The organism is Pseudomonas sp. TSRC2-2 (assembly GCF_049897785.1).
Classification (GTDB): Bacteria; Pseudomonadota; Gammaproteobacteria; order Pseudomonadales; family Pseudomonadaceae; genus Aquipseudomonas.
The window spans coordinates 220,396-232,785 of sequence record NZ_JAFCWZ010000004.1; the positions used below are offsets into that span (position 1 = coordinate 220,396).

The 12,390-nt window shown below is 59.6% G+C and carries 11 protein-coding genes; 4 read left to right on the forward strand and 7 right to left on the reverse strand.

All coding sequences use genetic code 11. The annotated features are described in order from the left end of the window. The first annotated feature begins 14 nt into the window (after positions 1-14). Positions 15-1,019: an NAD(P)-dependent oxidoreductase gene (locus ACP7D9_RS09660; protein WP_426157015.1), complete on the forward strand. Its 1,005-nt coding sequence runs from the start codon at positions 15-17 to the stop codon at positions 1,017-1,019. 114 nt (positions 1,020-1,133) lie between these two features. Here ACP7D9_RS09660 and ACP7D9_RS09665 read toward each other — a convergent pair whose 3' ends face one another. From ACP7D9_RS09665 to ACP7D9_RS09685, 5 genes are all read right to left on the reverse strand, one after another. Then, positions 1,134-4,223 (reverse strand): efflux RND transporter permease subunit, encoded by a 3,090-nt coding sequence (locus ACP7D9_RS09665; RefSeq protein WP_426157017.1) that lies wholly within the window; start codon positions 4,221-4,223, stop codon positions 1,134-1,136. After that, on the reverse strand, positions 4,220-5,329 hold the full coding sequence (locus ACP7D9_RS09670) for an efflux RND transporter periplasmic adaptor subunit (RefSeq protein ID WP_426157019.1): 1,110 nt from the start codon (positions 5,327-5,329) through the stop codon (positions 4,220-4,222). Before ACP7D9_RS09670 ends, ACP7D9_RS09665 begins: the two co-directional genes overlap by 4 nt. A 96-nt stretch (positions 5,330-5,425) precedes the next feature. Then, positions 5,426-6,697 (reverse strand): OmpP1/FadL family transporter, encoded by a 1,272-nt coding sequence (locus ACP7D9_RS09675; protein ID WP_426157021.1) that lies wholly within the window; start codon positions 6,695-6,697, stop codon positions 5,426-5,428. A 179-nt stretch (positions 6,698-6,876) separates the two neighbouring features. Next, a complete protein-coding gene (locus ACP7D9_RS09680; protein WP_426157023.1) occupies positions 6,877-7,503 on the reverse strand; it encodes a TetR/AcrR family transcriptional regulator in 627 nt (208 codons plus the stop codon). Between the two features lie 138 nt (positions 7,504-7,641). Continuing rightward, complete coding sequence (locus ACP7D9_RS09685) at positions 7,642-8,964, reverse strand: APC family permease (protein WP_426157025.1); 1,323 nt, start codon at positions 8,962-8,964, stop codon at positions 7,642-7,644. Between the two features lie 48 nt (positions 8,965-9,012). On the opposite strand from ACP7D9_RS09685, the gene ACP7D9_RS09690 reads away from it, so the two are divergent. The 3 genes from ACP7D9_RS09690 (at position 9,013) to ACP7D9_RS09700 (ending at position 10,897) form a co-directional block, all read left to right on the forward strand. Continuing rightward, on the forward strand, positions 9,013-9,180 hold the full coding sequence (locus tag ACP7D9_RS09690; RefSeq protein ID WP_426157027.1) for a hypothetical protein: 168 nt from the start codon (positions 9,013-9,015) through the stop codon (positions 9,178-9,180). A gap of 183 nt (positions 9,181-9,363) precedes the next feature. After that, positions 9,364-9,906, forward strand: a complete 543-nt coding sequence (locus ACP7D9_RS09695) for an AAA family ATPase (protein ID WP_426157029.1) — start codon at positions 9,364-9,366, stop codon at positions 9,904-9,906. 88 nt (positions 9,907-9,994) lie between these two features. Beyond that, positions 9,995-10,897: a bestrophin family protein gene (locus tag ACP7D9_RS09700; RefSeq protein WP_101162399.1), complete on the forward strand. Its 903-nt coding sequence runs from the start codon at positions 9,995-9,997 to the stop codon at positions 10,895-10,897. 59 nt (positions 10,898-10,956) lie between these two features. Here ACP7D9_RS09700 and ACP7D9_RS09705 read toward each other — a convergent pair whose 3' ends face one another. Both ACP7D9_RS09705 and ACP7D9_RS09710 read right to left on the reverse strand, forming a co-directional pair. Beyond that, positions 10,957-11,256, reverse strand: a complete 300-nt coding sequence (locus ACP7D9_RS09705; protein ID WP_426157031.1) for a hypothetical protein — start codon at positions 11,254-11,256, stop codon at positions 10,957-10,959. 176 nt (positions 11,257-11,432) lie between these two features. Continuing rightward, a complete protein-coding gene (locus ACP7D9_RS09710; RefSeq protein ID WP_426157033.1) occupies positions 11,433-12,254 on the reverse strand; it encodes a glucose 1-dehydrogenase in 822 nt (273 codons plus the stop codon). Positions 12,255-12,390 lie beyond the last annotated feature (136 nt).

Here is a 12,390-nt window from a genome sequence, read left to right on the forward strand (position 1 = left end):
AATGAGGAGGATTCATGCCACTTCATCCCATTCTGTTCATGGGCGGTTCCGGCGCCATCGGCCACCAGACGGCCCGCGCATTGCGCGCGGCGCACCCGAACGTTCCGTTGCTGATCGGCGGACGCGACCTCGCCAAGGCAGAGCAAGCCGCTGAGCAAATCGGCAATGCCCAAGGTGTGGTCATCGATCCTCGCGCAAAAGATCTTGGGCTGGGTGATCGTCCCGTCAGCGCCATCGCCCTCTTCTACATGGACCATGCCCTCGCCGGGCTGCGCTTTGCACAAAACCGCAAGGTGCCACACTTGAGCATTTCTTCCGGTGTGTTCGAAATCGCACCGCAAATCGCCCGTTTCATGCACACGCCCGACGCGTCGCCGATTGTGCTCGGCTACGAATGGATGGTCGGTGCGACCACCGTGGCAACGCTGCACATCGCCAAGGTGTTCGCCCACGTGCACGACATCTGCATCCATGCGCTGGTTGACGAACAGGACGGCGGTGGCCCGACTGTAGCCGTCGATTTCGAACACCTGAGCAAAATGCTGCCCGCCGCACTGACCCGTCGCGACGGCGAGTTCATCTGGCGTGAAGGCGACGACGCCAAGGCCAGCTTCCGCGCCGTCGACGGCACGACCCTGCACGGCAGCGGCTTTTCCTCCATCGACGTCACCGGCCTCGCCGCTGCCACGGACGCTGCGAACGTTGAGTTCAACCTCGCCAGCGGCGTCAGCTCGACCCGGCGCAAGGGCCAGCCGATGTCGACCGAGATACTCATCGAACTCGCGGGAACGGACCACGAAGGGCAGCCCTTGCGCACACGGCACGCCCTGGTTCATCGCTCAGGTGCGGCGGCATTGACCGGGCTCAGCGTGGCCATGCTGCTGGAGCGACTGCTTGGGCTGGACGGGCAGCCACCGGTCGAGCCGGGGCTGTATTTTCCGTATCAGTTGCTGGATGCACAGGCGTTTTTGCAGCGGCTGACAAAGGACGGTGGCGAACTGATCGAATTGGCCGAGTGAGACGAGAAGCGGCCGCACTGTCTCAGACGGCCGCCCTTTCTGCGTAACCAAACGGTTTATGCGGCAGCAGGCTTGCCCGCGAAGAGGCCAGCCCAGAGACCTCGAATCATCTGCTCAGGCAGTTTTTACAGTGTCCGAATGCCCCTTGTTCTCAGGCCGAATCCTGAACCAGATCGCATACATTGCCGGCAGAAATACCAGTGTGATAATCGTGCCGACAAACGTGCCGCCAATCAGCGTGTACGCCAGCGTCCCCCAGAACACCGAATGGGTCAGCGGAATAAACGCCAGAATCGCCGCCAGCGCGGTCAACAATACCGGCCGCGCCCGTTGCACTGTCGCTTCGACCACGGCATGAAACGGCGCGAGGCCTTCCTGCTCGTTGTGATGAATCTGCCCGATCAGGATCAGCGTGTTGCGCATCAGAATCCCTGACAGCGCAATCAGCCCGACCAGCGCATTGATGCCGAATGGCTGGTTGAAGATCAGCAGCGTCGGCACCACACCGATCAAGCCTAACGGCGAGGTGAGGAAGACCATGATCATCGCCGAGATCGAACGCACCTGGACGATGATGATCAGCAAGGTCATGGCGATCATGATCGGCAGCAACGGCAGGATCGCCTTGCCGGCCTTGCCGGACTCTTCGATTGCACCCGCCTGTTCAATCCGGTAACCGGACGGCAATTGCGCGATGATCGGCTGCAACTGCTGGATGATCACGCCCGAGACGTCCGGAGGCTGCAGGCCTTCGGCGATGTCGCCACGCACGGTGATGGTCGGCGTGCGATCACGGCGCCGCAGGATCGGATATTCCATGCGCACTTCGACCTGGCCGATCTGCGACAGCGGGATGCGCTGCCCCGCTGCGCCGACCAGGGTGAAGCCTTCGATCTGCGCCGGATCAAGGCGGATATTGCCCGCCGCACGGCCAACGACCTGCACGGAACGGATGTCTTCGCGCACCGCCGTGATCGGCACGCCGCTGAGCAGAAATTGCAATTGTTGGGCGACTGCGCTGGACGTCAGCCCCACTGCCTGCAAACGATCCTGATCCAGGTTGAAATGCAGCGTCGGCGTCAGCGGGCCCCAGTCGGTGTTGACGGTTCTCATCATCGGGCTGGCCTGCATCACCGCCCTGACCTGCTCGGCGATGTCGCGCAATTTCGCCGGATCAGGCCCCGTCACCCGGTAGGCCACCGGAAATGGCGAATACGGCCCGAACACGATCTGCGTTGCCCTGACGCGAGCCTGCGGAGCGAGACCTTCGGCCACCGCTTCGCGCAAGCGCAACTTGAGGGTCTCACGAGCGTCCTGGTTGTCGGTCAGCACAACGATTTTGGCGAACGATGGATCCGGCAACTCCGGCGCCATCGCCAGGAAAAACCGCGGCGCGCCCTGGCCGATATAGGCCGTGACGATTTTCGCTTCATCCTGCTTTTGCAGCCAGGCCTCGACCTTGGCCGCTGCGGCGCTGGTCTGCTCGATGGACGTGCCGTAGGGCATCTGCACTTCGATCATCACTTCGGGGCGGTCAGAGGTGGGAAAGAACTGTTTTTTCACCAGCCCCATGCCCGGAATCGCAACCGCAAACAGCGCAACCACCATGCCCGCCACCAGCCATTTGCGCGTAATCACCCACGCCAGAATCCGCCTAAAGCGGTTGTAGCGCGGCGTGTCGTAGATCGCCGCATGCCCGCCCTCGACTGTTTTGATGTCGGGCAACAGCTTCACCCCAAGGTAAGGCGTAAATGCCACGGCGACGACCCACGAAGCAATGAGCGCGATGCCGACAATCCAGAACATGTTGCTGGTGTACTCGCCCGCCGTGGACTGCGCAAAGCCGTTCGGCAGAAAGCCAATCGCCGTCACCAGCGTACCGGCCAGCATCGGCGCCGCCGTGTGGCTCCAGGCATAAGCGGAGGCCTTGATGCGGTCGTAGCCCTCCTCCATTTTCACCACCATCATTTCAATGGCGATGATTGCATCGTCTACCAGCAGCCCGAGCGCGAGGATCAGCGACCCCAGGGTAATCCGGTCAAAGTTCTTGCCGGTGGCCGCCATCACCACAAACACGATCGCCAGGGTCAACGGCACCGCCGCTGCTACCACTACGCCGACACGCCAGCCCATGCTCAGAAAGCACACGAGCATGACTACCAGCAGCGCGACAAAAAACTTGACCATGAACTCGCCCACGGCCGAGTCGATGTTCACCGCCTGATCGGTGACTTTGGAGAGGGTCATGCCGAGGGGCATTTCCCCATTGATTTTGACCGTCTCGGCATCCAGCGCCTTGCCCAGATCAAGACCGTTCCAGCCCTCGCGCATGATTACGCCAAGCAACAGCGCTTCTTCGCCATTGTTGCGCACCAGAAAGGTCGCGGGGTCTTCGTAACCGCGCTCAACCGTGGCCACGTCAGACAGCGTGAGCGTTCGCCCCTGCGCGACAACTGGCGTGTCACGGATTTTCTGCAGCGTGTCGAGCGCACCATCGACGCGTAGAAACACCTCTGGGCCTTTGGTTTCGACGGACCCTGCAGGCGTCAGTACGTTCTGATTATTCAGCGCGGCGAAGATGTCCTGCGGCGACAGGCCCAGCGTCGCCAACCGATCATGGGAAAACGAGACGAAGATCCGCTCGGCCTGCTCGCCGATGATGTTGACCTTCTTCACACCCGGCACGTGCAACAGGCGCTGGCGTAATGTTTCCGCGTCGCGCACCAGCAAGCGCTGCGGCTCGCCCTTGGCTTTCAAGGCGAACAGCGCGAAGGTCACATCGGAAAACTCATCGTTGATCATCGGCCCGATAACACCCGCCGGCAGCCTGATCGCTTCATCGTCGAGCTTTTTGCGTGCCTGATAAAACTCTTCCTGCACTTGCGACGGCGGTGTGCTGTCGAGCAACGACACTACGGTGAACGCCAGCCCTGGGCGGGTATAGGTTTCCGAGCGGTCGTACCACTTCAGTTCCTGCAAGCGTTTTTCGAGGGGTTCGGCGACCTGGTCCTGCATCTCCTGCGCGGTCGCTCCGGGCCATGCGGTCATCACCGTTAGCTGCTTGACCGTGAACGGCGGATCTTCCGCCCGGCCCAATTTGAAGAACGACAGGACGCCGGCAACGGCGATGAGAAAAATCAGGAACACCGTGATCGCGCGCTGGCGAACGGCGATAGCAGAGAGGTTGAACCGGCCCTCGCTCATGGACGGCTCCCGGCAACCTGACCATCGTCGCGCGCTGACAAGCGCACTTCTTCGCCATCGCGCAGCAGATGCGCACCCAGCGCCACAATCGGCTCACCGATGTGGAGCGCGCCGGCAACCCGAGCCGAGTCATCGCTAAGGCCCAGGACCTCAACCGGGCGCCAGCTCACTTTTGCCGGTGTGCCGGCGATGACCCACACGCCGGGGCCTTTGCCCGGGTTGTAAATGGCGGCGATGGGCACTTTCAACGCCTGTTCTGGCGCAGAACCCTGGGCAATTTCGACGGTGACCGTCGAGCCGATCGGCGCATTGGCCAGCTTGCCTTCCAGCACATAGCGCGCCTCAAAGGTGCGGGTGGTGCGGTCGGCCGAATCGGAAAGCAATCGCAGCCTTGCGCTGACCGCAGCCGACGTATCGCCATACAGTTTGGCCTGGGCGGTGGAGCCTGCTGCGGGACGCAAGGTCTCGGGCAAATGGACGATGGCTTCACGCTGACCGGCGCGTGCCAAGCGAACCACCGGTTGACCCGGGCTGACGACCTGCCCGGGCTCGGCGAGGGTTTCCACCACCACGCCGTCGGCATCCGCCACCAAAACCGCGTAACCCGAGGCGTTGCGCGCTACGTCCGCTTGCGCCACAGCGGCATTGAGTTGCGCCTTGGCGGTGTCAGCGGCGGCTTTGAACTGATCGTAGGCCGATGCCGAAATAGCGCCGGCGGCGACGAGTTTGCGATTGCGCGCTTCGTCATCGGCGGTCTGTCTGGCGCGGGCGCGAGCGGCCGCAACGGCCTCTTGCTGCGCTCGCGCCTGAAGGCCAAGGTCGATCGGGTCGAGGCGCATCAGCGGCTGGCCGCGCTTGACCGTTTGACCGGTATCGACCAGCCGCTCGAGCACCTTGCCCGAGACGCGAAAGCCCAGATCGCCCTGGATGCGCGCCGCTACGACGCCGGTGAATGATCGAGATCCATTTTCTGCCGGTTGCACCGGCGTCGATCTGACAATGGGCGCCAAGGTGCGCGGATCTTTTGCGTTGGAAGAATCCCCACACGCCGTCAGGGCCAAGGGCAACAAACATACCGCGAGGGGGAAAGGTCGGAGCCGGCGCATGGAATTCCTTTACTGAAAATAGGATGATCATCATATTCTCAGTCGTGTGACCGATAACGTCAACAGTCACTAAAGGCTCGTTTTTTTTGCGCTGAATCAGAAGCGATAGCTGACAGAAGTACCGAGGCCGCTGGCGCTGTTTTTGTATTTGGCGCTGTACGAACCTTTGCCTGTCGAGCTGTCGTTGATCTCAACGCTCTCTTCCCAAAGATAAGAGTAGGCGACATCAACGGTGACATTCTCCTCTGGCGTCCAACCGGCGCCGAGGCTGAAGACCTTGCGATCGCCCGTTGGGATACGCGGCCCCCGATTGGTGTTGTTCGCCGGAGACTGATCAACCGAGAACCCGGTACGCAGCACCCATTGATTGTTCAACCGGTACGCCGCGCCGATGGCGTGGGCCCAGGTGTCGCGCCAGTTCTGCTGTTCGCTGATTGTCCCCAACTGGCCGCTGAGCAGTGGCGGCAGTCCACTGTTTTCGATCGTCAGCGCTTTGAAGCGACTCCAGCGCGTCCAGGTGCTGCCGGCATACAGCGTCCAGTCGTGATTGAGCTGATGAGTCACCGAGAAGTCCACAGACTCGGGGGTGTCGACGTCCAGCGATGCGTCATAGCTGCGGCCACTGACGCCGAGCACGTTGAAGATGCCATCGGTAAGTTTGGTTTTCGCATCGAGGTGGTAACTGACCTTGGAATGATAGGTCAGGCCCAAGCGGGTCTGCTCGGTCGCCTGCACCATGACGCCTGCGTTAAAGCCCAGCGCGGTATCGTCGCCGGTGCTTTTGACTTTGCCGTCATTGCGCCCGGGGCTCAGCGGATTGGCCACCATCCCCGACAGCTCGCCGCTGATGCGATTGATGGTCGGGCCAAGGCCGATCGACACCTTGTCGTTGAAGGCATAGCTGATGGTCGGCTGGAACGTCAGCGTGGTGACTTCGCTTTTATTGGCGTAATAGCGGCCCGCGAAGCCACTGCCATAGTCGGTGATCAGACCAAACGGCACGTAGAATCCGACGCCGAACGCCCAGTGCTCATCGATCGGCTTGACGTAATAACCCATCGGCACAGTGGTGGTCGGCACCATGTCGCCGTCTTCCTGGCCGCCAAACGTGCTGCGGGTCTGGCTGATATCGGACTTCGCGAACAGCGTGGCCTGCCCCACGCTCGCCTGCTCGCGCTTGAGCCGCGCCATGCCCGCCGGATTGCCGAAAACGGTACTGGCGTCTTCCGCCGAAGAAGAGCGACCGGCAAAACCCGATCCCATGCCGCTGACGCTTTGCTCATTGAGCGCGAAACCGCCCGCCAGAACGTTGGACGACGCAAGAACGACAGCCAGCCCCACCGGGCGTTTGAGCATTGTTTTTTTCATTGTGTGAACTCTAGGGGTGTCTCGGAAATGAAATATCTGCACTGCAGCGGCCATGTTATCCGCGTGACCATATCAGTCAACAGTCACGCCCTGGCCATTTGAAGGTTTCTCGAAGCCGGCGCATCAAGACGGGAACGGGGTGTGGGGCGACTGATCCGAGTATTCGGATCAGCAGAGGGTCAAGGCATCAAGCTGCGCAAGATGAGGTTGGAAGTCAGCGCGGGCGCCACTTCGACAAAATCGAGGTTGTGTTGCAACAGCAGCGGATTGACGAAGGGCCGCAGGGCCAAGTGGATCGATTCGACGGTCTCGTCCAGCGGCGTACGGCGCTCGAACTCACCGGCCTCGCGCCCTTCACGCACAATGTCGGTGATAAAGCGTTTGATCTGCGCATCGTAACGCTGCGCACTCGGCCAATTCTCACCCGCTGCAAAGGCTGCGATGTCGTAAAGCTTGCGGTCGTTGAAGAACAGGTTCACCCCGGTGGCGATCACGGTTTTTACCAGCCGGCGAAAGCGCTCGGTGGGCGTCAGGCCCGCTTCGTTGGTCGCCAGCTCGACCGCCGCAACGATCTGCCCCAAACAGTTCGCGCAGATGGCTTCGCCAATCGCCTGCTTGGAATCGAAGAATTTGTAAATGTACGCCTTGGAGAAACCAATGGCCTTGGCCAGATCGGACACCGTGGTTTTGGCGTAGCCGTACTGGCTGAAGTGCTCGTTGGCGGCCGCGACAATCTGATCGCGAATGTCGTGATCGACTGGACCACGGGGGCCAGGAAATGATGGGGAAGCGGAGGTCTGATTCATGTCGGCAGCTTACTCACACGCCCGCAGACTGACAATGAGTGTTGGTTCATGAATGTTGCCAGCCCGCCCACCACTGTGGGAGCGAGCCTGCTCGCGAAGACGCTCGCACAAACGACACCAATCCATCAGGCCGCCGCACTACCCGGCCTTACTGATCGCGGAAAATTTGATACGAGAACAGCCGTGCAGCAACACCCCGACAATGATCAACGCCCCCGCCCGCAACCAGGTCTCCCAACCCTGCTGACTGAGCAACACCAGACACGACACGATCGCAAGCACCGGGACAAAGGTCGGCACACGAAAGTGATCCTCCTCGACCCTGTCGCGCCGAAGGACAAGTACCGCCACGTTGGTACTCAGAAACACGAACAGCAACAACAAAACCACCGTCTCTGCCAGCGTTGCCAAAGTACCCGTGAGCGTCAGGGCAATGGCCACCACGGTGGTTGCGACAATGGCCGCCCAAGGGGTTTTTCGCTCAGGCAGCACCGCACCCAAAACGCCCGGCAACAGCCCCAGATTGGCCATGCCATACGTCAATCGACTGGCCATGATCATGGTTAACAGCGCACCGTTGGCCACAGCGATCAGCGCAATAAAGGAGAACAGCGCCGGCGGGATTGCGAGGGTCGATGTGCGGACAACTTCGAGCAAAGGCGCCGACGTGGCCACCAACTTCTCGGTAGGCAGAACCGACGAAGCCGCCACACCCACCGCCATGTAAACCACACCAGCGGTAAGCAAAGCGGCGAACAAGGCGCGCGGGTAGACCTTGCGCACGTCCTTGATTTCCTCGGCCAGGTTGGCCGAAGTTTCGAAACCGACGAAGGAATAAAACGCCAACAATGCCGCCCCCAGCACCGCCAGCATGGGACTCACGCCAGGTTTGAACGTGAGCGTTCGGCCAAGATCCGCCTCCCCCGTGCGCAAATACCAGACAGCGGCGACGATCACCAGAATCAACCCGGACAGCTCAATCACGGTCATCACCAGATTCGCCCCGAGCGACTCCTTGATCCCCCGCGCGTTGAGCAGGCCAATAGCCAAAAGAAACACAAGGGCTGCAATCTGCGGCGATACGTCGACGAAGGCGTTGAGGTAATCACCGGCAAAAGCCAGCGACAAACCCGCTGCGCTGGTGACCGCAGCCGCCAGCATGCAAAAACCGACAAGGAATGAAACAAGCGGTGACTTGAATGCCTTTTCAGCGAAAACCGAAGCCGCGCCAGCGTGGGGGTACTTGGTCACCAGCTCTGCGTAGGAACCCGCCGTCAACATGGCGAAGAACAGTGCAATCAGCAACGGCACCCAGATTGCGCCACCCACTTCTCCCGCGATCGTGCCGGCCAGCGCATAAACACCCGCGCCGAGTACATCGCCGAGAATAAACAGAAACAGCATCGGGAAAGTAATGGCCCGGCGCAGAGAAGGTTTATGAGTGGGAGCAGTCACGTTCATTCCTTGATTCAGGTGTGATAGTCAGCTGCGGTGCGCGGAGCTGGATGCTTGTCACCTCAAACAATGGAAATGGCGCGCAAAGCAAAGTTCAAAATCAGTGATGAGGCGCACTGGCACGGAGTTCTGAAAATGGCCGACTCGGCACCCGACCTTTACAGCGGGCGCATGACCGGCACGCTCGCAAAGCAACTTCATGCTGTCTGGACAATGATCTGACGATCAGTCATGGCTGTGGTCGCGAAATATAAACAGATACGAAAGCTAACCCAGGCACTACGGCAGCGGCACTCGGCTCATTGTGAGTAATCCCAGCAGCTTCGGCACGGCATTGACCGAGACAGCCATTGCCGTAGAATCGCCCGCCCCAAAATACAGCTTGCAGAGCGAGAAGGAGCTTCGATGCAACGCGTGATGATTGTCGGTCAACCAGGGTCGGGCAAAAGTACATTGGCGCGTAAGCTCGGTGAGCGCACGGGTTTGCCAGTGGTGCATATCGACACGATCCATTGGCAGCCAGGCTGGATCGAAAGAAGCCGGGATGAGAAGACGCGATTATGCCTGGAGGTCGAGGCGCGCGATCGCTGGATATTCGAGGGTGGCCATTCAACTACTTGGGAAAACCGCGTGGCCCGTGCCGATCTGCTGATCTGGATCGACCGGTCGGCGACGCTTCGCTTCTTGCGCGTGCTGCGCAGAACGCTGCTTCATCGTGGTCAGTCTCGGGCAGATTTGCCGGAAAACTGCCCCGAACGGCTGGCGAACCTGCCAAAGTTTCTCAGGTTCATGTGGCAGACGAGAAACACATCACGGGCCCACATGCGCCAATTCGCGTTAACGGCGCCGTCAGCTTGCCGTGTGGTTCATCTGCGATCTAATCGGGATACCCGAATCTTTCTCTCCAGCATTGGCGACTCGAATGGTCAGGCTTCGCACATTGACTGACGGTTGACTGCTGCACCACGGAACTGCCGGTGCCAGACATCGTCCGAGCTTAAGCGTTTAAGCAAACTGCTCGCCGCGAGGTTTCCGTTTGAGAGCTGCCATCGTCAAAAAATACCGTCTGATCATCAAGACCCTGGGCTACGTAGGCTGGGCTTTGTTCTGGTTGCTGCTCTGGGACATCGCGGTCACCGTAGACTTCATGCTGTTTCTCAACACCAAGTTGAACCTGCCGCTGATGCCACTGACCTTGCTCGGTTCGGCGCTGATCGTGTTGATCAGCTTTCGCAACAGCAGCGCCTACAACCGCTGGTGGGAAGCGCGGACGCTGTGGGGGTCGATGATCAACAATTCCCGTAGCTTCGCCCGGCAGGTGCTGACGCTGCTGGACGATGCCGGCAGCGAGGTGAATCCGGTCAAGTCGACCCTTTTGCGTCGTCACGTTGCCTATGTGAATTGCCTCGCTGCGCATCTGCAGGGCCAACCGTGTCCCGATGAGGTACGGGCTTTCATTCCCGCCGAAGAGTTCGCCCGCAGTGGCACGACCAATAACTTTGCCAACGATATTCTTACCGGCTCGGCGACGTTGCTTGCTCGGGAATACAAGGCCGGGCATCTGGACAGTATTCGCCTGGCACGGCTTGAGTCCACGCTGGTGGACCTGTCCAACAGTCAGGGCGGCATGGAGCGGATCGCCAATACCCCGCTGCCCTACCCTTACGTTTATTTTCCACGACTGTTCATTTCGCTGTTCTGCCTGATCGTACCGGTGGGCCTGGTCGAATCTCTGGGCTGGTTCACGCCGCTGGCCTCGACCGTCGTAGGATTCATGCTGCTGGCCATCGAGCGCATCGGCACCGATCTGCAAAGCCCGTTTCGCCACAGCGAACACCAGATTCAAATGGAAGCACTGTGCGAAACCATCGAAAAGAATCTGCAGTCGATGCAGCGTGATTCGTTGGGTGATGTGCGCAGGGTTGAAGAACACGCTTGAGGCGCTGCTTTGGCAACAGCGCACTAGCGCCTCCCTATTCTTTAGCAGATGCAGCGCGACTATTGATGAGTGTCCGCGTTCTCGGCCGGATAAAACTCGCCCTGCTTGCCCAATTCTTTTAGCCGTTCGCGCGCGATCGCTTCAACACGGGCCACCGCGTCGCGATCGTCAGGATTAACTAATTGCAAGCACAGGCGTTGAACATTCTGATCATGGGTACCCTCGCTGAGCATCTCATGGGTGAAGACTTGTTCAGCGCGCCACAGACATAACTGGGTATGAGTTCCGCCGAGCCATATCTCGTTGATTGATCCCAGATCGGTGGTAGCCAGTTGATCCACGGTGATTGTCTTATCCATTGCGCCGTACCTTGAAATGTTCGTAAACAGGTACGACTTGCGGGCATAGCGAGTCGTTCCAGTCGTCGTCAGTTCACCTGCATGCAGACCTTCTAAATCGCGCGCAAATCGTGAGCATCTTATCCAGAAGCTCCAGCCTCCCTGAGCTGCAGGAGCGCGCGTACCCATCTCCAGTTTCAGCGTTCGCTGTCCTCCGACGCTATTGGCGTCGCTGCTGACCCCGCCAGCAGACCGCCATCAATGTTGAACTCACTACCGGTGATGTACGCAGCTTCATCGCAGGCTAATAACAGGGCCACCGCCGCGACTTCTTCGGGCATTCCGAATCTTCTGAGTGGAGTGTCTCGAACAAGTGCAGCCATTCGCTCTTCACGACCTGCATCAGTGCCCAACATTGGCTCCCACATTGGAGTAAGGATGGCGGCCGGGTGGATCGAGTTGCATCGAACTTTCAATCCCTGCTCGGCGCAGTAAAGCGCCACCGTTTTGGTGTGATTGCGAACGGCAGCTTTGGACGATGCATAGGCAGCCGCGCCAGGAATTCCGACCAGCCCGGAGCGAGAGGAAATATTGATAATGGAGCCAGCCCCGGTACGGCGCATGGCGCGAATGGCGTATTTACAGCCGAGAAACACCCCATCGAGATTAGTCTCATGCACGGCACGCCAGTCCTCCAGACGCGCATGCTCGGGGTCATGCTGGACAACCCCCTGCTCAAACCCGGTAATGCCCGCGTTATTTACCAATACATCAAGGCTGCCGTGTGTCTCCACGACTTGGGTGGTTACTCGCTGCCAATTTTCTTCACACCGCACATCAAGATGCAGATAAGCGGCACGTTTTCCCAATGCGCTCGCAGTCGCTGTCCCCAGTTCGTCGTTTAAGTCAGTGAGGTAAACAAAGCAGCCGTGTTCTATGAAACCTCGAGCAATTGCGGCGCCAATCCCTTGAGCAGCACCTGTAATGACCGCGACTTTAGATGTCAGTTTATTGTCCATAAGAGCTATCTCCCCTTCGTATTTGTCTTCCTCAATTCTTCCGAGCCCAACTCCCAAACATCACATTGCCTGCATAAATGCGAAAAAATGAATGAGCACTCTCACAACCCATTCTGTTGCGGCCTTCAAGTGTCTG

Bases quoted from the DNA above. Each gene is read 5' to 3' on its own strand.
- ACP7D9_RS09660 (WP_426157015.1), top strand. From the start codon at position 15: ATGCCACTTCATCCCATTCTGTTCATGGGCGGTTCCGGCGCCATCGGC.
- ACP7D9_RS09665 (WP_426157017.1), bottom strand. From the start codon at position 4,223: ATGAGCGAGGGCCGGTTCAACCTCTCTGCTATCGCCGTTCGCCAGCGC.
- ACP7D9_RS09670 (WP_426157019.1), bottom strand. From the start codon at position 5,329: ATGCGCCGGCTCCGACCTTTCCCCCTCGCGGTATGTTTGTTGCCCTTG.
- ACP7D9_RS09675 (WP_426157021.1), bottom strand. From the start codon at position 6,697: ATGAAAAAAACAATGCTCAAACGCCCGGTGGGGCTGGCTGTCGTTCTT.
- ACP7D9_RS09680 (WP_426157023.1), bottom strand. From the start codon at position 7,503: ATGAATCAGACCTCCGCTTCCCCATCATTTCCTGGCCCCCGTGGTCCA.
- ACP7D9_RS09685 (WP_426157025.1), bottom strand. From the start codon at position 8,964: ATGAACGTGACTGCTCCCACTCATAAACCTTCTCTGCGCCGGGCCATT.
- ACP7D9_RS09695 (WP_426157029.1), top strand. From the start codon at position 9,364: ATGCAACGCGTGATGATTGTCGGTCAACCAGGGTCGGGCAAAAGTACA.
- ACP7D9_RS09705 (WP_426157031.1), bottom strand. From the start codon at position 11,256: ATGGATAAGACAATCACCGTGGATCAACTGGCTACCACCGATCTGGGA.
- ACP7D9_RS09710 (WP_426157033.1), bottom strand. From the start codon at position 12,254: ATGGACAATAAACTGACATCTAAAGTCGCGGTCATTACAGGTGCTGCT.